Origin of the sequence: Candidatus Sulfurimonas baltica, assembly GCF_015265455.1 — a bacterium.
Classification (GTDB): Bacteria; Campylobacterota; Campylobacteria; order Campylobacterales; family Sulfurimonadaceae; genus Sulfurimonas; species Sulfurimonas baltica.
On sequence record NZ_CP054492.1, the window covers coordinates 1,648,108 to 1,670,423 of the forward strand.

18 protein-coding genes and 2 tRNA genes are annotated in these 22,316 nt (G+C 33.8%); 6 read left to right on the forward strand and 14 right to left on the reverse strand.

Features of this window, described 5'->3' with window-relative positions; translation table 11 throughout:
* Positions 1 to 12: 12 nt before the first annotated feature.
* Positions 13 to 258: a sulfurtransferase-like selenium metabolism protein YedF gene (yedF, locus tag HUE88_RS08240; RefSeq protein ID WP_194368244.1), complete on the reverse strand. Its 246-nt coding sequence runs from the start codon at positions 256 to 258 to the stop codon at positions 13 to 15.
* Positions 248 to 1,465, reverse strand: a complete 1,218-nt coding sequence (yedE, locus tag HUE88_RS08245; protein ID WP_194368245.1) for a selenium metabolism membrane protein YedE/FdhT — start codon at positions 1,463 to 1,465, stop codon at positions 248 to 250. The genes yedF and yedE overlap by 11 nt, the downstream gene beginning before the upstream one ends.
* Positions 1,466 to 1,763: 298 nt before the next feature.
* Here yedE and selD point away from each other — a divergent pair, with 298 nt between their 5' ends.
* Positions 1,764 to 2,798: a selenide, water dikinase SelD gene (gene selD, locus HUE88_RS08250; RefSeq protein ID WP_229860050.1), complete on the forward strand. Its 1,035-nt coding sequence runs from the start codon at positions 1,764 to 1,766 to the stop codon at positions 2,796 to 2,798.
* Between the two features lie 3 nt (positions 2,799 to 2,801).
* Here the strand turns inward: selD and HUE88_RS08255 are convergent.
* Positions 2,802 to 2,900: transfer RNA gene (locus HUE88_RS08255), tRNA-Sec, on the reverse strand.
* A 61-nt stretch (positions 2,901 to 2,961) separates the two neighbouring features.
* Between HUE88_RS08255 and selA the strand changes: the two genes are divergently transcribed.
* Both selA and selB read left to right on the forward strand, forming a co-directional pair.
* A complete protein-coding gene (gene selA / locus HUE88_RS08260; RefSeq protein ID WP_194368247.1) occupies positions 2,962 to 4,311 on the forward strand; it encodes an L-seryl-tRNA(Sec) selenium transferase in 1,350 nt (449 codons plus the stop codon).
* A complete protein-coding gene (gene selB / locus HUE88_RS08265; protein ID WP_194368248.1) occupies positions 4,304 to 6,139 on the forward strand; it encodes a selenocysteine-specific translation elongation factor in 1,836 nt (611 codons plus the stop codon). The genes selA and selB overlap by 8 nt, the downstream gene beginning before the upstream one ends.
* A gap of 213 nt (positions 6,140 to 6,352) precedes the next feature.
* Here the strand turns inward: selB and HUE88_RS08270 are convergent, their stop codons facing one another.
* Positions 6,353 to 7,222, reverse strand: a complete 870-nt coding sequence (locus tag HUE88_RS08270; RefSeq protein ID WP_194368249.1) for a universal stress protein — start codon at positions 7,220 to 7,222, stop codon at positions 6,353 to 6,355.
* A 346-nt stretch (positions 7,223 to 7,568) separates the two neighbouring features.
* Between HUE88_RS08270 and HUE88_RS08275 the strand changes: the two genes are divergently transcribed.
* A complete protein-coding gene (locus tag HUE88_RS08275; protein WP_194368250.1) occupies positions 7,569 to 9,431 on the forward strand; it encodes an SLC13 family permease in 1,863 nt (620 codons plus the stop codon).
* Between the two features lie 469 nt (positions 9,432 to 9,900).
* Here the strand turns inward: HUE88_RS08275 and HUE88_RS08280 are convergent, their stop codons facing one another.
* Positions 9,901 to 10,419, reverse strand: coding sequence for a toxin-antitoxin system YwqK family antitoxin (locus HUE88_RS08280; protein ID WP_194368251.1), 519 nt, complete (start codon positions 10,417 to 10,419; stop codon positions 9,901 to 9,903).
* Positions 10,420 to 10,845: 426 nt separating this feature from the next.
* Here HUE88_RS08280 and HUE88_RS08285 point away from each other — a divergent pair, with 426 nt between their 5' ends.
* Positions 10,846 to 11,937, forward strand: coding sequence for a tyrosine-type recombinase/integrase (locus HUE88_RS08285; protein WP_194368252.1), 1,092 nt, complete (start codon positions 10,846 to 10,848; stop codon positions 11,935 to 11,937).
* Positions 11,938 to 11,950: 13 nt separating this feature from the next.
* Here the strand turns inward: HUE88_RS08285 and HUE88_RS08290 are convergent, their stop codons facing one another.
* From HUE88_RS08290 to istA, 5 genes are all read right to left on the reverse strand, one after another.
* Positions 11,951 to 12,106: a hypothetical protein gene (locus tag HUE88_RS08290; protein ID WP_194368253.1), complete on the reverse strand. Its 156-nt coding sequence runs from the start codon at positions 12,104 to 12,106 to the stop codon at positions 11,951 to 11,953.
* A gap of 382 nt (positions 12,107 to 12,488) precedes the next feature.
* Positions 12,489 to 13,295 carry a hypothetical protein gene (locus HUE88_RS08295; RefSeq protein WP_194368254.1) on the reverse strand — a complete coding sequence of 269 codons (807 nt, stop codon included), beginning with the start codon at positions 13,293 to 13,295 and terminating at the stop codon, positions 12,489 to 12,491.
* A gap of 386 nt (positions 13,296 to 13,681) precedes the next feature.
* Positions 13,682 to 14,614 (reverse strand): IS256 family transposase, variant Zn-binding type, encoded by a 933-nt coding sequence (locus tag HUE88_RS08300; protein WP_430733203.1) that lies wholly within the window; start codon positions 14,612 to 14,614, stop codon positions 13,682 to 13,684.
* A 435-nt stretch (positions 14,615 to 15,049) separates the two neighbouring features.
* Positions 15,050 to 15,856, reverse strand: coding sequence for an IS21-like element helper ATPase IstB (gene istB, locus HUE88_RS08305; RefSeq protein WP_194368256.1), 807 nt, complete (start codon positions 15,854 to 15,856; stop codon positions 15,050 to 15,052).
* Positions 15,847 to 16,953, reverse strand: coding sequence for an IS21 family transposase (istA, locus tag HUE88_RS08310; RefSeq protein ID WP_194368257.1), 1,107 nt, complete (start codon positions 16,951 to 16,953; stop codon positions 15,847 to 15,849). The genes istB and istA overlap by 10 nt, the downstream gene beginning before the upstream one ends.
* A gap of 118 nt (positions 16,954 to 17,071) precedes the next feature.
* On the opposite strand from istA, the gene HUE88_RS08315 reads away from it, so the two are divergent.
* Positions 17,072 to 17,740: a hypothetical protein gene (locus HUE88_RS08315; protein ID WP_194372717.1), complete on the forward strand. Its 669-nt coding sequence runs from the start codon at positions 17,072 to 17,074 to the stop codon at positions 17,738 to 17,740.
* Between the two features lie 116 nt (positions 17,741 to 17,856).
* On the opposite strand, the gene HUE88_RS08320 is transcribed toward HUE88_RS08315, so the two are convergent.
* From HUE88_RS08320 to rsmH, 4 genes are all read right to left on the reverse strand, one after another.
* Positions 17,857 to 17,933, reverse strand: a tRNA-Ile gene (locus tag HUE88_RS08320).
* Between the two features lie 35 nt (positions 17,934 to 17,968).
* A complete protein-coding gene (locus tag HUE88_RS08325; protein WP_194368258.1) occupies positions 17,969 to 21,094 on the reverse strand; it encodes an efflux RND transporter permease subunit in 3,126 nt (1,041 codons plus the stop codon).
* A 12-nt stretch (positions 21,095 to 21,106) separates the two neighbouring features.
* Positions 21,107 to 21,385 (reverse strand): hypothetical protein, encoded by a 279-nt coding sequence (locus HUE88_RS08330; RefSeq protein WP_194368259.1) that lies wholly within the window; start codon positions 21,383 to 21,385, stop codon positions 21,107 to 21,109.
* Positions 21,378 to 22,310 carry a 16S rRNA (cytosine(1402)-N(4))-methyltransferase RsmH gene (gene rsmH, locus HUE88_RS08335; RefSeq protein WP_194368260.1) on the reverse strand — a complete coding sequence of 311 codons (933 nt, stop codon included), beginning with the start codon at positions 22,308 to 22,310 and terminating at the stop codon, positions 21,378 to 21,380. Before rsmH ends, HUE88_RS08330 begins: the two co-directional genes overlap by 8 nt.
* Positions 22,311 to 22,316 lie beyond the last annotated feature (6 nt).

A 22,316-nucleotide genomic window follows, 5' to 3' on the forward strand; every position in this document is an offset into this window, starting at 1 on the left:
TATAATTAATTGTTATCTTTTTACAAAATATCTAACCGATGGTGTACTTGTGTCTACATGTAGGACTTGAAATCCGTGATTTTGAACATCCATTGGTATATTATTTATACTTTGAGGACAATCGCTGATAATTTCAAGTATATCATCATCATCAAGACTTCTTAGTGCTTCTAATGTTTTTATGGCAGGATATGGACATGGTTCACCATGCATATCCAAACGATGAGTTGGTGTAGGAGCTTTAGTATTATTTTTCATTGTTTGCATTTCCTTTTAATTTTTTAAGATAATTTTTTTCTAGTTTTAACACTAGTAAAAACAATAAAGCAAGTAGAGCATAGTTCATAAGAAGTCCACCATAATTACCAAATGACTCAAGTAGATTTATTTTTGGCCAAGATGTTGCAAGTGGCCCAGAGATATCATCCCATACAAAAGCAAGCAGAGTCGCCCCTATAACATTCCCAACTCCAACTATCCAAAAATGAATTTGACCTTCTACTGCTCTATACATCCAGCCACACTCACAAGCACCAGCTACAACAATACCAAAGCCAAATAAAGCTCCACCAATAATAGCATTTGGTCCAGCCCACATAATTTTTGGCGGAACTCCTATCATGATGTAACTAAAAATACCGATGCTAGAAACTAACATTCCAAGAACAATAGCTCTTGCCATTTGGCTTCTACCAGTTGTAAAAATATCTCTAAATGCTGATGTAAAACAAACTTGTGCTTTGGCAATTATAAGTCCAAACGCACCTCCAAAAAGCATAGCAAGACCAAGTTTTTCATGTCCAACAAAGATAAGATATATTGCCCAAACCATCATGCCTAAAAATACAAAAGTTCCAATAGTAAAAAATTGTTTTACTTTGTCTGCATCGCTACCCTCATTTGATTGAATAGGAATACTGCAAGATAATTTTTGTAATTTAACTTTTGATTGGAAAAATGGAAGTTGTGTTACCTTTACTCCCAAGTATACGCCAGCGATCATAGCAAAAGTGAAAAACCAAGCGTGAGCCGTAAACTGAGGTATACCTGTAAATAAACTAGCCAAGTTACAGCCCATACCAAGTCTTGCTCCAAATCCTGCGATGATTCCGCCTATAAGTGCTTGATAAATTCTTATTTTACTAGCTGGCATTCTCCATTTTACATTGTTACCCCAAAAGGCCGCTGCGATAACTCCTGCAAACATACCAATAATCATAACACCATCCACACGAGTAAAAATATTACCCTCCATATGCATGATTTTAAAATAGCCCCAATCACTAATATCAACACCGACAAATTCTAAGGCGTGACCACCCCACCTTGTAAACTCGCCTGTTACAGCCCAATATGTTCCCGTAATTCCAAAGTAGTAAACAGATAAAACCCCAAGTGCAATAACTGCTGGGACCGGTTGCCAAAAAGAAACTAGATATTTCTTCAACTCTTCTATAAAGTTCATTTTCTCTCCAATAAGTAAATTTTTTGTAAAAAACTCTAAGGTGACAAGAATGAAATTAAAAAAGAAAGAAAAATCAAATGTCTATTTGTACCACAAATCTAAAGATAATTGTATTGAAAGAATTCTTAAGTTTTTATAAAAAGGTAAAAAATATTTTACTATATTAATATTGCTTTAATTTTATAACTAGTAAAATACAAAAGCATTAACCTATGGACTAGGTGTACATAAATGTAATAAACTCTTTTTACTACACTTCTTACATTTACTCCATAAAATACTTTTTTTAAGGCTAAACATGAATAACGAATCTAAATTAACTAAATTCGTTCAAGCAGCTGGTTGAGCAGCGAAGATGGGTCCGGGAGATCTAAAACATACAATTCGCTCACTTATTCCAGATAATGAAAATGTGCTTGTAGGATTTGAAAATAGCGAGGACGCTTCTGTTTTTAAGATAAATGAAAATGAAGCATTAGTCCAAACTGTTGATTTTATTACACCTGTTGTTGATGACCCTTTCGTGTATGGGAAAATTGCAGCAGCAAACTCTTTATCAGATATATTTGCAATGGGAGCAGAGGTAAAAACGGCTCTAAACATTGTAGGCTTTGATAAAACTAACCATGGCTATGAAGTTCTTAGCGAAATACTTAGAGGCGGAAATGAAAAGATAAAAGAGTGTGGTGGTGTTTTAATCGGCGGTCATACTATTGAGTCACCTGAAATGTACTATGGACTTAGTGTTACGGGGATGATACACCCTAGTAAAATTCTAAGAAACAATACTCCTAAAATAGGACACGTTTTAGTATTAACTAAACCTATTGGTATGGGTATCTTAACAACTGCGATAAAGAGAGACTTGCTTAAAATTGAGACTACTCTTGAGGCAGTGAAGGTTATGGAAACTCTCAGCTACTTGCCATCAAAACTTCTTAGTGAGTATGATGTGAGTGCTTGTACAGATATCACTGGTTTTGGTCTGCTCGGTCATGCTTTTGAGTCTACAAATGATGCTGTGAGCCTTAGTATAGATGCTAAAAGTGTCCCTGTTATGGCAGATGCATTTGATTTAGCAGATAGAGATGTAGTTCCGGGTGGAACAAAGAGAAATATGAAGTATTTAGAAGATAAGGTTACATTTGTGGGAGATGCTATAAAGTATAAACTAATGTTTTGTGATGCACAAACATCAGGAGGACTTTTAATATCTATGAATGAAAAAGATGCTTTAGAGTATGTAAAAAGAGTTGAAGATTTGACTTATGGTTACGCGTGCATAATTGGTTCTATAATCCCAAGGGGAGATAGACCGATAATCGTGTACTAAGTTTGGTGAGAAGGCGAAGGAATCGAACCCCCCGAGGCGTTTACACAAAAACCTCCAATCAGGTTTGAAACCTGTGGTGCCCACCAGGGTCACATGCCCCCCAAATCTTGTACAACTGAAGTTTACTATATATAATATAAAAACTATCTAAAAAAGGGTAAAAATGTTTTTACTAAAATCTATTCCGAAAGTAGACAAGTTCATAGAAAATGATAAATTTAATGATTTAGCCTTGTCTCTTGTAGTTAGTATTACTCAAGAAGTTCTTCAAGACTTAAGAGAAAATATTTTAAAAAACAAGGTAGAGTCTTTCACTGAAGATGAGTTAGTTCAAACAGTTTTACAAAAGTATGATGAGCTTACTAAACCATCTTTGCAAAAGTTAATCAATGCAACAGGAGTAATAGTACATACAAACTTAGGACGAAGCCTAATAGATGCAAAAACATTTGACAAAGTAAAAGAGATAGTTACCAGTTACAACAATTTAGAATACGATTTAGTTAAAGGAAAAAGGGGGGAGAGATACTCCCATATCTCAGACGTAATATGCAGACTTCTTGGCTGTGAAGATGTTCTCATAGTTAACAACAATGCAAGTGCCGTATTTTTAATCCTCAATACCTTTGTAAAGAAAAAAGAGGTTATAGTCAGTCGTGGCGAACTTGTAGAGATAGGTGGAAGTTTTAGAATACCTGATGTCATGAAACATAGTGGGGCAAAACTTGTTGAAGTCGGAGCTACAAACAAAACACATCTATATGACTATGAAGATGCCATAACTGAGAATACATCAATGCTTATGAAAGTACATAAATCTAACTACTCTATAGAAGGGTTTAGCTCTGAGGTGGGATTTAAAGAGTTGGTTAAGCTTGCAAAAGAGAAAAATCTTATAGACTATTACGACATGGGAAGCGGTCATCTAGTTGATCTTCCTTATGGACTAGATCAATATGAACCCTCAGTACTGAAGTGTATGCAAGAAAATCCATCACTTCTTAGTTTCTCAGGTGATAAGCTTTTAGGAAGTGTACAAGCAGGAATTATAGTAGGGAAAAAAGAGCACATAGCTAAACTCAAAAAGAATCAACTTCTTAGAATGCTAAGAGTAGATAAACTTACCCTTGCACTGTTAGAAGAGAATATAACGTCAGTTTTACTTAACAAAATAGATGATATTCCTACCCTTAAGATGTTGTTTACTTCTATAGAAGAGTTGAGAGAAAATGCTCTTTACATGCAAGAGAAGATAAAAGATATTAGCGAGTCTGAAATAATAGAGACTAAAACTGTCATAGGTGGCGGTACTACTCCAAACAGAACAATTCCAAGCATAGCACTGAGCATAAAAATAAAAAACTATAAACAAAACAAAATGGAAAAATTATTTAGAGAGAAAAAAATAATAGGTCGAATACAAGATGACAAGTTTTTACTTGATTTTAGAGCTATACAAAAAAGTGAGATAGCACAAATAATAAACATCGTAAAAGAGATAGCAGATGTCTAACTTCATTATAGGTACATGTGGACATATTGACCACGGTAAAACAGCACTTATAAAAGCACTTAACGGTTTTGAGGGTGACACTACAAAAGAAGAAAAAGAGCGCGGAATAACTATAGATCTTAGTTTTTCCAATATTGCCAAAGATGATAAAAATATAGCTTTTATAGATGTTCCAGGACATGAAAAACTTGTAAAAAACATGATAGCAGGAGCATTTTCTTTTGACTGCGTACTTATAGTTGTGAGTGCGGTTGAGGGAATAAAACCACAGACCGTAGAGCATCTTGAGATTTTAAATCTGCTTGGTGTAAAAAATGCTGTCCTAGTTGTTACAAAAAAAGACTTGATAAATGAGTCAGAGTTAGACAAAAAGCTTATTGAGGCTGAAGAGTTTATAACAAAATATGATTTTGATTTGAAATTTAGTATGGGAGTCTCTATCTACGATGAGGCTTGTATTGAAAACCTCAAAGAAAAACTTTTTAGTCTAAATGCAAGTACAAAAATACAAGAGAATTTTTTCAGATACTATGTAGACAGAGTCTTTAGTGCTAAAGGTGCAGGAACTATTGTAACTGGAACTGTACTTGGAAAACCTATAGCAGTTAATGAACAAATTTTTATCAGTGACATACAAAAAGAATCCAAAATAAAAAACCTGCAAGTCCACGGCGTAGATGCGCCAATGGCTAATATCTCAAACCGTACAGCTATAAACTTAAGCAATGTAGATGCTAAAAATATAAAACGTGGTTTTGTCATAAGCAAAAAAGGATATCTCAGGGGTTTTAGCTCAATTGACATCTCATTTACTGCACTCAAAGATAAGCTTTTGCATCACAACAGACACTACTCTGTCTACATAGGCTCAAGAAAAATAGATGCAAAGGTACTGCTTTTTAATTCAGAAGATTCTTTGAGTAATGGATTTGCTTCTATTAATAGCAAAGAGGATATCTTTAGCATTTATGACGAGAAGTTAATTATAAGAGATGGAAATTTCACTGTGGCCGGAGGAGTGGTCTTAAACCCGGTAAGCGACCCTATGAAGAAGAGTCAGAAACTGCATCTGCTCGAAGCACTCAAAGATAAAAATATCCCTAAAGCCTACTTAATACTTCTAAATGCACATAAAAAAGGTTTGGGGCTAATCTCATCAGCACAAAGGTTCGCACTCTCACATCAAGAGGCACTGATAAATGCTAAAGAGCTTCAAAACTGCTTTGTAGACGAAAAAGAACTTATCATTTACCCAATCTCTACGAAAGAGATAATTTACAATAATATTAAAAGCATATACACTAAAAATAGCTATGCACTTCTTTCAAACACCTCTATCAAGCTCAGACTAAAGTGGGCTAGTGAAGGTTTTATACAGCTGGTATTAAATGAACTTGTAGAAGAAGATTTTTTAATAAAAGATGGGAACCTCTACAAGAATGCAAATATCAAAGAAGACTTTAGAAGCTCTCTTGAGCAAATAATGTTAAAACGTTTAGAAGAGGAAAATATATCTCCAACTGCTCCGTATAATATATATGACAATTTAGATATAGACAGAAAAATGGGTGATGAGATTTTAAAATCTCTCTGTTCTAAAAAGCAGGTAATAAGACTTCAGCATAATCTTTTCATCCACTCTTCTTGTTTAAGCGGGCTTGTTAATGATATGAAAAACATCATCAAAAAAGACGGATATATAAACATACAAAACTTTAAAGAGAAACATCCATTAAGTAGAAAATACTTGATTACTTATCTCGATTATCTAGATAATTTTTCAGAGATTAAAAAGCAGGAGAATAAAAGAGTTTTTAAGGGAATTTAACTGTCCTTATCTAATGGTTTTGAGAAGAAAAAGCCTTGATAACGATCTATTTTAAGCTCTTTAATATGATAGCCTGAATTTTTGTTTTAAATATTCAGGCCATTATAGAAGAAGATATTTTTTCATCAAAATATGGTTCATTTTTATACTATATTTAAACTTGCTGGCAGTACAGGAGAGAATTGAAATACAATTCTCTCCTCTTTGATAAAATCAATCTTTAAGCACATAAATCAACACATCACATGGAGATGTGTTTAAGATATATGAAGCAACACTCCCCAATAGTGCTTTAAGTCCTGCAGTACCCTGTGAGCCTATAAGTACAAGATCGCAAGAGTCTTTTTTTATGTATTGAAGTATTACTTTTTTATTATCTAGCTTTCCATCAATCACTTTTCCTTTTTCAGCAGAGACATTTTTTATGAAATCCTTCATCTCTTTTTTAGCACGAGCTTTCGCCATTTTATTATAGTGTGCTAAATCATATCCATGTTCAGTATAGGGACCTTCCATATCGATTGTTTCGGAGGCATGAATTACACTTATTTTTGCTTTTGGAAAAATATTTTTTGCAATCAAGATACTCTGTTTTGATTGTATTTCAAAATCTGTTGGAGCTAAAATATTTTGATAGTTCCCTTCGACACTCTTCTTGACAATTAAAACTGGCGACTGGCTTTGATGTGCTACTTTTTGTGCGGTTGTTCCCAGCAAACGATTTGCGCCTTTTGACTTGCTGTGTGCCCCTATAATAATCATATCTGCTTTATATGACTTTGCTGCATGAAGTATCACATCATCAGCATCACCTTCTTTTACGGAGACTGAACAAGTTATCTTGCCATCTGAATTCAGTCCTTTTATCTTTTTCTCTATCTTTTTTTTGATACCACTTTTGTCAATGGATATTTCACCTGTATTAAAGTAGTTTGGCATAGCTAACCAAGGTATTTGTACAGCATGAATAACAAACAATTGAGCCTTATTCTCTTTTGCCAAGATAAATGCTCTTTTTAAAACGTTATTTGATTTTTCAATAACATCTATTCCTACAACAATTCTTTTTAGTTCTTTCATCATATACCTTTCTTTTTTCTTTCTTTAATACATACATTCTTTAGATTTTTCTATCTTACACTTTTTTTATTAAGACGAACATCTTTTTTGTATCCATTTAATGATTAAAGCATTTTTATATCCCGATTCTCCCAATATTTTTAAACTTTTATTGGTACCAATAATGTTAAAAAACTGCGTAGGAATATACCATCTATTACAGTTGCAAAATGGAATTAATATTTTAGTTGACTGTATTATTGTTATGTTTAAGAAATAATAGGACATATTCGATATACTGATAATATAAAAATTGTAGTGATAGTACTCTACTGATCACAACACTTTTAATTAATACAAGAGATTTTTTATGACAAACGATCAAGTTATAGTTATTGCTGTGTTATTTGCAACTATGCTCATCTTCCTTTGGGGACGTTGGCGTCATGACCTGGTTGCCATGAGTGCTTTGTTGGTTTGTATAGTCACTGGTCTGGTACCTGGTAATGAAGCTTTTTCCGGATTTGCTCACCCGGCGGTAATTACGGTGGCCTGTGTGCTCATACTCGGTCATGGCCTTTTGATCTCCGGTGCGATTGATATACTATCCCAGCGATTCATTCCAGCATCAGCAGGACCAACTGTTAGCATTTTTGCACTCATTGGTTTGGCCGCTCTGTTGTCGGCTTTCATGAACAATGTTGGCGCCTTAGCAGTGCTGATGCCTGTGGCTATTCAGATGGCTGCCAAACAGAACCTACCGCCTGGTAAAATTCTTATGCCACTGGCCTTTGGTTCAATTCTTGGTGGCATGACCACACTCATCGGGACGCCGCCCAACCTGATTGTTTCCGAGTTCCGAGCGACAACGGGAATGGAAAGCTTCAGTATGTTTGATTTTACCCCTATTGGCCTTGTAGTTGCTGTCTTTGGTATTGTTTTTATTGGCTTTGTCGGCTGGCGACTTGTACCCACGCGACAACAGGCAGATACTGGCAGCTTTGACAGTGCCAAATATCTTAGTGAAGTTCGTATTGTTGAAGGCAGTAAAGCGGTAAATAAGCACCTGCGTGAGGTTGAACAAATGCTCGAAGAAGCCGATGCCCAGATTGTCAGCATGATACGTCATGACGTCCATATTTCTACACCAAATTCCTGGCGTGTATTAAAGGAAGGCGACATCCTGGTTATTGAAGTGGAGCCAGAGTCACTATCGTCCGTACTTTCAAGCCTGGGCCTCAAGCTGGAAGAGGATCTAGTGTTAGCCGATGAAAGGATGAGCAACACCGAAGAAGAGGTGGAACCACTACTAGCAGAGACGGGAACAATCAGGGAGGCTAATAATGAGAAAAACGATAGTGACAGGGATAAATTATCAGAGGTTGTAATCCAGGAACTGGTGGTAAAGCCATACGCAATTTTGATCGGCCGCACGGCCCTAGCTCTTGACCTTCGAACTCGCTACGGTATTAGCCTATTGGCTATATCGCGAGAGGGTCGTCGTTCGATTCAACGATTAAGGTCTACTTCTATCAAGGCTGGTGATGTGTTACTTATGCAAGGCTCACCTGAAGCGATTGCCGGTTTTGCCTCCTTATTCGGCTGTCTGCCGCTTGCTCCGCGTGACATCCGGGTTCCGAAAAAAGGACAGGCAGTTATCGCTGCATTTATCATGGCTATTACAGTTGGCGCTACTATATTAGGTCTATTCCCCGTGCCTGTGTTGTTTGCCGGCGCAGTGTTTGCCTATATAATGCTTGGCATCGTGCCACTTCGATCTGTGTACACAACTATCGATTGGCCGGTGATTGTATTGTTAGCAGCGATGCTTCCGGTCGCCGGTGCTGTCGCCTCTACTGGTGCAGCTGACACTATTGCGCATTTTTTGTTGGATAATGTAACGCAGGGGAATGCTATTCTTGGGCTAATAACACTGCTAGTGGTTACAATGTTTCTTTCTGACCTAGTGAACAATGCTGCCACGGCAGCGGTAATGTGCCCAATTGCAATTAGTACCGCGGCGCAACTTGAGGTAAATCCCGATGCCTTTTTAATGGCTATTGCAGTGGGAGCTTCCTGCGCTTTTTTAACACCTATCGGTCACCAGAACAATACCTTGATCCTTGGACCAAGTGGCTTTCGCTTTGGCGATTACTGGCGCATGGGACTACTGCTGGAAATCATTGTGGTAGCGGTAAGCGTACCCGCGATACTATGGGTCTGGCCACTGTGATGTTGGAAAATGGTGAAGATATACTTTGGGTGTCTAATATGTTAGGTCATACTGATTCGACAATGACACTAAGTATGTATGCTCGATATATTAAACGAGATGATAAGAAAAGGGCTATGTTTCTAAATGAAAGTATGTCCCTGATTTGACAACGAGGCCTAAGTTATTCAGCTTAACTTAAGGAGCAAAAAAATTTCATAAGGTCCTAATTTAAATCTAATATAGGCTCACTCAAAGCATCTAAAAATTTTACAATTCTTGTTACTTCTTCTTCACTTAAATGCTTAGCTATCAATATCTCTGAAACTGTAGGTTTTGGAACTTTCTCTAAGTTTCAAACTAAATTGTTGAACTATGATACAATTTTAATGACTATCGGTTACTGACACAAAACTCTGAGTGGTCTCAAAAGTTAGGTTTTTACTGGGTTAGTAATTATCTAGTTTATAGGGGACATTCAAAGTATTAATTAGTCTGCAAACCAATCTGAATTTTTTTCCATATTATCTTGTAGCTTTTCGTATTCTATTTTTGGTAAATTCTCGATATTGTCCTTATCAACAATTTGAATATTTGTTATATCGTTAGTATTGCTATCATTTCGTAAATATCTTAATATTAGTTTTCCTGCAGCGTAAACTTCCTGTTTAATTATTTCATCATTATCATTATATGTTATACACTCACCATGTAACTTTCCATCATCATATGTTTTAGTGCTTTTTACACTTTTATTTGCTTTTGGAATAAAATATTTTGTTTCTACACCGTGTCTCTTATCTTCTATGAAATATTCTAACTTTGCCAAAACACCTTTTACTGTGAAATGTTTAACTTCCTTAACCCCATTTTCTTCATTAATCAGCTCTCTAACATATGCATCTTTAGCGTCATAATAATTCTTTGTAACAAATGTTTCACCAAGTTTATAAGTTTCAGTTTTTATATTTTTACTTGGATAATTGCTTATTTTATGTTTTTCTCTCATTATAGTCCTTAATAAACAGCATTGTAGCACATTAAAACATATCTGCTTTATAGCATAACACCAATTCAAGTTTAAAGTGCAAATACTATTTGAATTGGCGAATCATTTAAAAGTTGATACAAAAATTAGTCTGTTTAAAGAGGTATGTCACAAATCTAGCACACTTGATAAATATAATGATTTTAGGAAGGCTTGAAAGTACGATGAAATAGTGGTGGGTCCTGCGTGACTCGAACACGCGACCACTCCGTTATGAGCGTCAAGGCTCTCTACTTTACTAAAATTTACAAACTCTTACAAACCACTTCATTTATGGACTATTTAGAGCCTTTCAGTAAAAAGTTATTTTATCTATATTTATTAAATATACCTATTTTTTAATAAAAAAGTGGGGTAAAAAGTGGGGTTTTCTGATATACTACTTTCATGGGAACAAGAAAAGATTATATTAAAACAAAATACACAGGTATATATGTCAAAGAAGATTCAAAAACAAAAATAAAAACATATTTAGCGCGTGCAAAAGTCAACGGAACTGAAATAGAACAGATTGTAGGCTATTCTAATGATAGGTATAAAACTAATCCATCTTTAGCATTTAATCGACGTGTAGAGCTTATAAACACACATAAAGCAGGTAAATCAACTAAAAGAGCTGACAATCCTACGCTTGATACTTTTTTTAATGAATTTCAAGATATGAGAAAAGAGACTATTTCTCAGAATAGGTGGAAAAGTGCATTTTATTTTTATAGTAAATATGTGTCCGATTCTCTTAAAAAGAAACATATGAACTATGTCGATAGTGATGACCTTCAAAAAATAATTAATCATATGATAAATGAAGGTAAAAAAGGAAGTTATATTGTAACTGTAAAAGAAATATTTTCTCCGTTATTTAAAAAAGCGATTGAATTTGGTTTAGTAGAAAAAAATATAACTGATTATTTAAAATTTCCAAAATATGACAATATCAAATATTTTTCATTGCCAGAAGATAAAATTAAAGAACTAATAAATGCAATTATGAATATTCCGGATAATCATTATAAAGTTCTGTTTATGTTTCTTTTACGAGGTCGTAGAAGTAATGAAATACGAACTCTTTGTTTTGAAGATATTGATTTTGAAAATAAATTATATACTGTACGAGATGAAAATAATAAAACACGTAAAAATCTAACTTACATGTTAGATGCTGAGCTGATAGAACATCTTGAAATTATTAGAGAGAAAAAAGGCTTAATATTCAAATCACCTGTTACTGGCGAAAAATTAACAGCAATTCCAAAAAAAATGTGGGCTAGAATTCAAAAAGAAGTAGGAATTAAAATGCGAATACACGATTTTAGACATTTGCTTGGCTTTACCCTTGTAAACAATAATGTACCTCTTGAGAGTATTTCAAGAGCGTTAGGACACTCTAAAATCACAACTACGCAAAGATATAGCAATCAAAAAGAATTAATGGCTAAAGATGCTGTTGATGTGTTTTTAGGGATAGTTAATAAAAAGTAAGCAAATCTTCTTATTAGGTTAATTTTAGATACATCCATTCATGTTTATCGGTCATATATCTAAATTCCATTGATTCATAAAATGAAACTAAACTTTGATGCTCTTTACCGCTATCAGGTCGTAAAATCAGATATCTGACACCTGCAAGTTTTGATATTTCCATCGCCATTTGAATTGCATAAATCAAAAGCATTTTAGAAACTTATTCACCTAAATGATTATGTATTGTATTTCTGTGTCAGTAATCTACAAAAAGATAGTCAATAATTACGGATGGAAAAGTTTTATCTTCTAGCTCTAACTCTCCAACAGATAACGATTGTCAACGGCGGACTTAGTTTCAGCACATATTTTAAAACAAAACACCAATCTAAAGGCATGTATGTAAAAAATTGTGCTGTTTTTAGTTCCGCCGTTGACATTTATTCCTACTATACCGTACTTTTAAGCACTTCTCAGCCTGAAATATTTTACTTTAAATCACATCGCTGAAATAAACAAAATCTTTAATTAACTCTTGTCTTTTCATATAAAAAATCATAATTATTTATTTAACCAGGTAAGTTGTTGTGATTTTCAACAACCTCAAATAGCTCTGTGATGCTATCAAGGGAAGCGCCCTTAAGCAATTTAACCTTTAGAAAGCCTTTCTCATTGTAAAGCTCTTTTCTAGATTTAAAGCTCTCATAAACATTAAATCCATTTGTTTTAACTAAGTTTCCTGAGGAAACTTCTTGTTTCAGTTTTACAGAAACAGGAGAAATTACGGAATTTTTCTCAATATTACCAAGTACAGAACCGAAGCTATCTGCGTTATGAGTAATGGTTTTGTATTTTTCTTTACTGTCAAAATTTAGAATTTTTTCTGAAGTCGTATAGCGCTCAATTTGCTTTGCTTCAAAAAGAACATCATCCTTCGAGGAATAATATTTATCCAAAAACAATTTATAGTCGTTAAAAGTAGTAGTAGATTTGTTCTTAAAATTAAGATGTTTGTACTGATTGTCTGGTTGATCTGGATAAGAGATTATAAGATCTTTTATTTTTGATGTTTGAGTAGCAAAAAGCCTATTAATTTTATACCTCTCAAAATCATCAAATAAACACTCATTTAAAAATTTAACATAAGTAGGATGAGATACAGAAACTTTTTTATCAAGGGTGTTTATTAAATAAAGCTGCTCAGATAAAGGAAATAGATTGTTTAACAAAATGATTAGAGGGCGAGAAATAGATTTTAAAAACTCTATTTTTGGCTGCTTTTTGGAGTATTTTTGTGAGAAAGTTCTAACATCATTCTTGATAACAGTATGGACGATAGCTGAAAAGTTTTCAAGATAAGCACTTCGATTATTCACCACAAACAGAACCTTAATATAGACGTTTTCATTTTTTGGCGCAAGAAACCAAAGGCGAGCAAAAAAAAGCTCCAAAGTTGACGAAAAAAAGATGAAAAAAAGAGGTCTAAAAAGAGGTCTAAAAAGAGGTCTAAAAAGGTACTATTTTGAGAGTGAGCGAGTTTGCCTATTGTGTACACAAATTTCTAACGAAATCAGTATACAAATAAGCACTCGTTTTAATACTAAAATTAAGCATAAAATTTCCATGAAACTTATGATTAAACTTTAGTATAAAAAAATCACTCTTCACTACAAAAATAACACAGAAAAATGCTTTGCTTTTTTTGGATTTTCATCCATCATAATTTGTGGCTTAATGAAAAATTCGGGGGGGGTCTGAATAATCATTTTTTCTTATAACTTACTAAATAATCATCGACCATTTTTAACTTCAAGCTTTTAGTAAATCCATTATGTATTTTGAGTAACTTTTTCATGGGAGAAAATACACCGCCATCTATTGCATTTGTCGTGTTATGTATTTTAATATTTTTCTCATTTTTGTAAGTAAAAAGGTAAGGTAGATTTGTCTTTAAACTCTTGTAAGCGGATACAAGTTTTTGATGAGTAAATGACTCTTTGAATGTGTCAGGATTTATAGTCTTTTCTGCTAAAAAATCTTTATGCTTTTCATACCATTCATTTAGCTTTTTTGTAAAAATAGTTTGAGTTGTTAATGTTAGGTTGTACATAATTTTTTGAAGATCTTTACCAGCTTCTAGTCTTGGGTGCATTGTTATATATCTCTGTATTACTTTCTTTTGATGAAAGTGACACATTTGTACTGGGTAATCTTTGAAAGCCTTATATAAGCCTCTTTTACCATCAATTATGATAGCTTTTACTTCATAGCCTATATCTAAAAGTCTTTGGAGAAGTTGTTTATAGTCTTTTGTAAGTTCACTTTGAACATGTTTCCACATAAGAATCTCACCAGATAAAATATCTTTGAAAACTAAAGTACCAAGCTTGTCTTTCTTCTTGCCATAAAAGGTAGCATCACAAACCACAACTACCTCCCTTGGAGTATGAGCTTTTTCTATTGGCTCATATTCAAGTATTTGCTTTCTAATCCATGGAATACTGTGTTTATAATCTTCAGCTAAATGAAGTAGGATTTGTCTTCTATAAACATACTTTTTAAAGATAACTTCTTGTAAGTTTTTTGGTCTTCTTTTGGACTGAAATTTCTTGTTGCAATCATTACATCTGTATCTCTGAATACCTCGTCTTATACCTATCTTTTTAGTGTTGTTTTTTTGACAACTTGGACATATCTTTGCAGTTTTTTACAACCATTTATAAATAAACCTTTGTTTACTACCAATATAACATACTTTCAAGCACTTTTTAGACCCCCATGTTTTTCATTAAGCCTAAACTCCAGATTTGCAAAGCTTAAAATAATTCCTGATAATTCAGTCAAGAATATAGAACAATTGATTCATTCTATTGTTCCAATAGACAATTTATAAAGGAAGCTTGTTGAAAATTTAGATGTGTGGCTTTACGCCACTTAATATAGCTTACACAGATTTTTAAACGCTCTAGATGGATTCCAAATAGGCGTCAATGGCGGAGGTAATGGTTACTTAATTGATAAGTTTTATTATTATTTTTTTAAATATAGGCAAATTATTGTCAAGAGCGGAGTTAAATTCGGCAGTTTTTCGTAAGAAATATTACGAATTGTAACCTTAAGCGACGATGGTTTAATTTATCCCTTTGATTGATTTTTTGGCTTTAAACTTATACAAGTCTGAATCTACCATTCCCTCCTCTTTTTTTTCTTTCAATCGATATGAATCTCCAAGTATATTTATAATATGAGAGTGGTGTAAAAGTCTGTCTAAAATAGCTGTAGTAACAACTTTATCATTTGCAAATATTCCACTCCATTGGCTAAACACAAGATTTGAAGTGACAATTGTTGCTCCTCTTTCATAGCGTTTGGATATTACTTGAAAAAAGTGATGGGCATCTTCTTTGCTCATTGGAAAGTAGCCTATTTCATCTATTACAAGCAGAGATGGTGTCATGATAGACTGACGGATAAAAGAGTCATAGCGTTTCTCTTTTTTGGCATTGCTCATCTGCATAATAAGGTCAGAGATTGTTATAAATCTGGCTTTGATGCGTTTTTGAACAGCTTGATAAGCAAGTGCTATTGCTAAGTGAGTTTTACCAACTCCAGACTGGCCAAGTAATATAATGTTCTCTTTGCGTTTGATGAACTCAAGAGTGGAGAGTTCTTCTATCTGTCTACGATTAACTCCGACAGTGAAATCAAAGTCAAACTGCTCAAGTGTTTTTATAGTTGGAAATCCTGCCATTTTTGTGAGCGTTGCACGCGAACGAGTAGCTCTGCTGTCTGCTTCGAGTTTTAGCACTTCATAAAGATATTCACTATATTTCCAACCTTCTTTTGCTGCACGGTTTCCAAGCTCATGATGAAACTCGTTAAACATTGGCAGTTGCAACTCTTTACACAAATATTCTATCTTCTCATTTAGTTCCATAAAGCACCTCCAACTGCATAAGCAGGAATAAGCATATAAGCCATAACAGGGATAAACTCATCATAGCTTTGTAAATCACGATTTGGAATATGAATGGTAATTCTATTGGATGTTTGGCTATTTTTTGATACACTTTGTGCTGTAGCTTTTATTGGGTGGATACCGTGATAAGGCTTCGGTAGAGGTAGCAAATGCAATTGCTCTTCTGCCAACATATCAAATGGCTTATGCATAGTTGTTTGATGTATTCTAGAGTTAGCTGTGAAATCCAGCCAATCCATAACTTCCGCATTTGCATTCTCCAAGGTCATTTTATAACCCATCATAGAGAGTCTAGTTTTAAACATGTTGTGAAAACTGTATCTCAAATAGTGATTAAATCTCTCAACCTTGCCCTTAGTTTGAGCACGATATGGCTTACAAACTTTAAGTTGCATTCCGCAATGTTTCTCTGCAAAGTCTCGAAACTGCTCATTAAATTTATGCTTACCAAATCCATAAGCATTTCTTTTAATAATTACTGTCTTCATGTTGTCATATAGACCTTCTTGTGGAACTCCACCGAAGTAACTAAATGCGTTCATATGACATTTTATTAGGGTTTCTACTTTTTCATCAGATACATACTCAACATATGACGCTCGAGAATAGCCCATTGTTGCCACAAATGCAGACAAGCCTTCTTTTGGAAATTCTACCCAGTCAACTTGCATCTGTTTACCAGGGTCTGTCTCAAACCTAACTAGCGGTTCTTCATCTTTTACTTTTTGGCGGAGCTCATGACGAAGCACAACATCATTCATCCAGCGAAGTGAACCTCTATAGCCTAATTTCTGAATCTCTTGATAAATTGACGATGAAGGAATAGAAACACCTAGTTTATGTGCCTCTTCTAGCATTCTGGCAATATTTGGAAGGTATGGATCAACTGTTGTTTCAACTGCATCTCGTTTAATGACTGGAACATAGCCTTCAGGCATCTTTGCATATTTAGCAACTGTATCTCTGTTAATGCCTAGTTTACGAGCTATGGCACTTTTACTAAGTCCATCTTTGAGCATTTTATGAATCATTTTTACTTCACCTTTTTTAAGCATTCATCTCCTTCCAAATTTTTGAAAAAAGACTTTAACAAAATTAATTTGTTTCTTTAAGCTTTTGGTTGTAAAAACTACTTTTTAGCAGCTTTCCGTACTGCCTATTTTAACTCCGCCGATGACAGCTTCAACTAGTGCTGGAATTGCTGGTCTTTCTGGGATTGCAGCTAGTAATGCAACGCTAGCTTGGCTAGGTGGAGGAGCACTCGCTGTAGGTGGTGGCGGGATAGCTCTTGGAACAATTGTTTTAGGTGGTCTTGCAATAATCCCTGCAGTTTCCTATATGGCCTACAAAGGTAAGTTTAACTATAAAAATGAAGTTGAAGAAGTTGATAAGGCACACAAAGAAGCTACGCAATATGCTAATAATGCAGACCAAGTTATTCAAAAATTTGATGAACTATCGAAATTTATTGATAACGTTATTTTCATCATCCAAAAATACAATACTGAGTGTATAAAATTAAATAAACAAACAGATCATATAAGACATCATACTGGAGACAACTATAACAGATATACAAATGAACAACAATTGTTAATTCAGAAGCATATACAGTATCTAGAAGGCTTATTAAAAATACTTAACATTCCTATCATGAATGAAGATGGTTCAATTCATAAAGATATTGTATTAACAATCAAACATTCGAATGATTTTTTAAATAATGCAGGTGAAATAGTCTTTGTAAATTTCAATAAAAACAAACCTACTTGGACTTATATCATTTCTGTTGTAGTAGTAGTAGTTAGTATCGCTGCATACCTATATTATCACATACGATGAAAAATTAAAATAAAATATATTAAAGTGGGGTAAAAAGTGGGGTAAGCTATTTTTAGTCTTACTCTAATTTGTGCTGCTAAAGTCTTTGAAAGTTTGTAATTAAGGGGATAAACAAGTGGTGGGTCCTGCGTGACTCGAACACGCGACCACTCCGTTATGAGCGGAGGGCTCTAACCAACTGAGCTAAAGACCCACTATTTGTAGAGCGGAATTATATTCAACAATAGCTTAGATTTTACTTATTTGCTCTTTATCTTTTATTTTAAACACAACTGCATAAAGTAGTGGCACATAAATTAGATTAAGAACTGTTGCCCAAGCTATACCAAACCCTAATGAAATCGCCATTGGCTGAAGTATCATAGCTTGTCCTGAAGCAAAAAATATCAAAGTTGATAGTCCTAAAACAGTTGTTAAAGATGTAAGGAGTATTGGTCTTAGTCTGGTTTGTGCCTTTTGCATTAGCTCCTCAGTATTGTTAACATTTTTTATAAAGTTAACAACTATAAGACCATCATTTACTACGACACCTGCAAGACCTACAATACCTATCATTCCAGGCATTGTTAAGTTAATCCCCATAACCATATGTCCAAAATACACACCAAGTAAAACTAGTGGGATAGTACTTATAACTATAAGGGATTTTTTTATAGAATCAAACAACCAAACTAAAGTAATAAAAATAAGAAATATCGCTATAACAGCTGAACGCATCATCTCTTTTTTGTTTTTATTATTCTCTTTTTCTTCACCTTTTATATCTATTTTATAACCATCACTTTTTAGTTTTTCAAAAGTTGGTTCTAATTTTTTCATAACCTCAGCGGAAGTTTGAATTTTTTTATCTAAAGAGGCAACAACTGTACGAATTCTAACTCCATCCTCTTTTTTAAGAGCCACAAAGCCTTGTATCATTATAAAGTCACAAACATCACTCAGTAGTACAAACTTGCTTGATGACGGTACTTGAACCTCGATAGTGTCAATAGAGCTAATTTGCTCTTTTATGTCACTCTCAATCTTTATACGCACCAAACCACTGTCGTTAAACATCTTTGCATATTCACCTTTTAGGTAATATGACCTCAACTCTCTAGATATTAACTCTTCATTAAAGCCTAACTGCTGACCATACTCATTTACTCGAAGTTTTAGCTCTTTTTCACCGATATTTGCATCATTTGAAATATTATTTACTCCTGATATTTCAGCTAATGCTTTTTCTAATTTTTCTACACCATCTTTGGTCTTTTGCTCATTTTCACCATTTAGACTTACTTCTATGTCAGAGGCTACAACACCTGCGCCTGGAACTCTTACAACTACTTCATCATAAACCAAGCCATCTTTATCTTTTAAATTTCTAAATGGTTTAACAATAGACTCTACTTCAACCGCTATCTCTTTTGCGGATCTATTCCTTTTTAAAGCATTACCACTATATTCAATAGATAAATATGGACTTATGTATGTATCAAAAACATTAGTAGGTGCACGCTCATGTAAATCAATAAATATATGAAAAAGATGCTCTCCTGTTTCTGCCATATTTTTTGCATCAAGAGTAAACCCTATCACAGAAGTTATTGAAGAAACATCATCACTTTTCATGTTTGCTAATAACTTTTTTTCTAAATCAGTTATGATTTTTTCCGTGTCTTCTAACTCACTGTTTATATTGACTTTACCATAAACATATATTTGAGTAGTATCAAAATCTGGAAATAGCTGAAATTTTGAGTTTTTAATAAGCACAAATGTTAAGGATAGTATTGTTACAACTATAACTATTAAAGAGAGCCACTTTTTTTTAAAAACAAAATGTAATGCAGCATTATGCCAAGAACCCAACTTTTTCCAAATATTTTTTGTAAAACTCTCATCATGTGAAACTTTTAAAAAGTCATGTGCATGTAGAGGTAAAAAATAAAAAGCTTCAAGAAGTGAGGAGAGAAGAAGTACTGTTATCATTATGGGGATTATTTTTATAAACATTCCCATTTCTCCACTCAGCAACAACATAGGCAAAAATGCAAACACTGTTGTCAATGTAGCTGCTAAAACCGCTGGAAACATCTCGGATGCTCCAAGTATTGCTGCTTCTCTTCTCGCCATCCCATTTTCTAAATGTCTATATATATTTTCAGCTACAACTATTGCTTCATCAACGAGCATTCCAAGCGCAATTAAAGCCCCAAGAAGAGAGAGCATATTCAAACTATCGCCCATCAGTTCAGTAACTATTAGACCTATCATAAAGCTTACAGGAATACCAATGGCTACAACCATAGCAATTCCACGATTTATAAAAATCAGCATTGCTACAAAGACAAGCATAAGTCCAAAGGCAATATTTGCAAAAACTGTATTTAAACGATTTTTTATCCATATAGATGTGTCTGTATATATCTCATACTGAAGTTCTGGATGCTTTTTTGAACTCTCTTTTAGCAACTCTCTAATCTGTTTTACTAACTCTATTGAATTTCCATTTTCTGATTTTGCAATATTCAAAGATACATTGCGGACACCATTATAATGTGAGAGTTCAGATTCATCACTTAGTTTAAATGAGACATCTGCTATGTCGCCAATTCGAACACGATATTCTCCAACACCTATAACTGTACTCTCAACACTCTCTTTATTTTTTTCACCGTTATATGTTGAAATATATAAATGTGAACCCCTCTCTTTAATGGTTCCTATTGGAAAAATTGAGCTTATATTTCTTAAAGAGTCAATTACTAAAGCTGGTGAGAGTCCAAAAGCTAAAAGTTTTTGTTCATTTATTTTTATTACCAGTTCATCTTCTGCATCGCCGCGAATTGATATTTCACTTAAGTCTTTAAATCTGCTAAGTTCACTCTTTAATTCATCTGCCCTCTCCAGCAACTCTTTTTTTGTTTTATCCCCTGCCAATGCGATAAGAACAAGAGGAAAACTGTGAAGCCTAACCTTAGCAATTGGCTCAGCCATATCTGCCGGCAAATCTTTTTTTACACTACTTATAATATCTTTTACATCATTGAGTACACTTATATTGTCAGAGCCTGGCTTTATATCAACAAAAATCGTAAATGAGCCATTTTTAATGGTAGTTTTTATAGTATCTAGCTCATCTATATTTTGTAAATCATCTTCTATTGTTTTAACAACCATTTTGTCTAAAACATCAGCAGATGTTCCAGCATATCCACCAGAAATAGTTACTTTATCCATGTTCATAGGTGGAAATATCTCTTTTGGAATATTAACATATGCAAAAATAGAGAGCAATACTATAAAGGTGAGAAGTATGTGATTTAAAAGTGGTTTATCAATTGCAAACTCTAGGAAACGACGAATCATAATAATAACTTTCTAAAAAATTGTATCAAAAATCTGATTTTTAAAGCGTATAGACTCTACTGAGGTACTTATAAGAATATTTTCCTCTTTGAGAGTGTCATATTCACCTTTTAGTTTTGAAATATCTCTGCTCTTAAAATATATCTGTTGCTGAATGTAAATCTTTGGAAAAAGAACAACTCCAACAAACACTATAGACAAGACAACATATACAAGATATCTAGCATCTAGCATTTTTTTTGGATTTAAGACTAAATCTACTTCATCTAGTAAGTTTAATTCTTTACTCACTGTTTTTACCCATTTCAAATACTCTCATCTTAGCACTACGGCTTCTAACATTCTCTTTTAACTCATCATTATTTGCCACAATAGGCTTCTTTGTTATTACTTTTCCAAGCGAGTTATCGTTTGTACATGTACATCTCATAGCTTCTTCATGACAGATACAGTTTTTCTTCCAATCGCCAAAAGTTTGTTTTACAATTCTATCTTCAAGAGAGTGAAAAGATATAATTGCTACTTTTGCATTTGGAAATTTTGCTTCTTCAATTGTTTTTAAAAGTGATTTCAATTCACCAAGTTCATCATTAACTTCTATTCGAATAGCCTGCATTAAGAGTGTCGCTGGATGAATTTTTTTACCTTGTGGCATCATTGGCTTTAGCGCTTCTGCCAACTCTTTAGCTGAACTAAATGGTCTATTCTTTACAATAAAAGATGCTATTTTTTTATAGTTCCTAAGCTCTCCATACTCTAATAATATTCTCTCTAGTTCAGTTGTTGAGTAATCGTTTACAACTTCTAAAGCGCTAAGTGGTGAATCTTTGTCCATTCTCATATCAAGGTTATCACTATCGTATGAAAAACCTCTATCTTTTTGGTCTAACTGAAGTGAAGAAACCCCTATATCTGCCAAGATACCTTTAATATTTTTAATGTCATATTCTTTTAAAATATCTTTTATAACAGATGAGAAACGGCCTTTTTTAATCTCTACTCTATCTTTATATTGTTCAAGTCTTGTTGTTGAAAAATCTATTGCAGTCTGGTCCTGATCAATACCAATAAGTGTTATATGTGGATTTGCTTCAAGAATCATAGAAGAGTGCCCACCATACCCCATAGTGCAATCAATAATAATGCCACTTTCCATATTATCAAATGTTTCTAAAACTTGTTTATATAGAACTGGGATATGTGGAATAATTTGCATGCTAGG

Excerpts from the sequence above, each read along its gene's own strand:
- yedF (WP_194368244.1), bottom strand. The coding sequence starts at position 258 with ATGAAAAATAATACTAAAGCTCCTACACCAACTCATCGTTTGGATATG.
- yedE (WP_194368245.1), bottom strand. The coding sequence starts at position 1,465 with ATGAACTTTATAGAAGAGTTGAAGAAATATCTAGTTTCTTTTTGGCAA.
- selA (WP_194368247.1), top strand. The coding sequence starts at position 2,962 with ATGTTTTTACTAAAATCTATTCCGAAAGTAGACAAGTTCATAGAAAAT.
- selB (WP_194368248.1), top strand. The coding sequence starts at position 4,304 with ATGTCTAACTTCATTATAGGTACATGTGGACATATTGACCACGGTAAA.
- HUE88_RS08270 (WP_194368249.1), bottom strand. The coding sequence starts at position 7,222 with ATGATGAAAGAACTAAAAAGAATTGTTGTAGGAATAGATGTTATTGAA.
- HUE88_RS08275 (WP_194368250.1), top strand. The coding sequence starts at position 7,569 with ATGACAAACGATCAAGTTATAGTTATTGCTGTGTTATTTGCAACTATG.
- HUE88_RS08280 (WP_194368251.1), bottom strand. The coding sequence starts at position 10,419 with ATGAGAGAAAAACATAAAATAAGCAATTATCCAAGTAAAAATATAAAA.
- HUE88_RS08285 (WP_194368252.1), top strand. The coding sequence starts at position 10,846 with ATGGGAACAAGAAAAGATTATATTAAAACAAAATACACAGGTATATAT.
- HUE88_RS08290 (WP_194368253.1), bottom strand. The coding sequence starts at position 12,106 with ATGGCGATGGAAATATCAAAACTTGCAGGTGTCAGATATCTGATTTTA.
- istB (WP_194368256.1), bottom strand. The coding sequence starts at position 15,856 with ATGGAACTAAATGAGAAGATAGAATATTTGTGTAAAGAGTTGCAACTG.
- istA (WP_194368257.1), bottom strand. The coding sequence starts at position 16,953 with ATGCTTAAAAAAGGTGAAGTAAAAATGATTCATAAAATGCTCAAAGAT.
- HUE88_RS08315 (WP_194372717.1), top strand. The coding sequence starts at position 17,072 with ATGACAGCTTCAACTAGTGCTGGAATTGCTGGTCTTTCTGGGATTGCA.
- HUE88_RS08325 (WP_194368258.1), bottom strand. The coding sequence starts at position 21,094 with ATGATTCGTCGTTTCCTAGAGTTTGCAATTGATAAACCACTTTTAAAT.
- rsmH (WP_194368260.1), bottom strand. The coding sequence starts at position 22,310 with ATGCAAATTATTCCACATATCCCAGTTCTATATAAACAAGTTTTAGAA.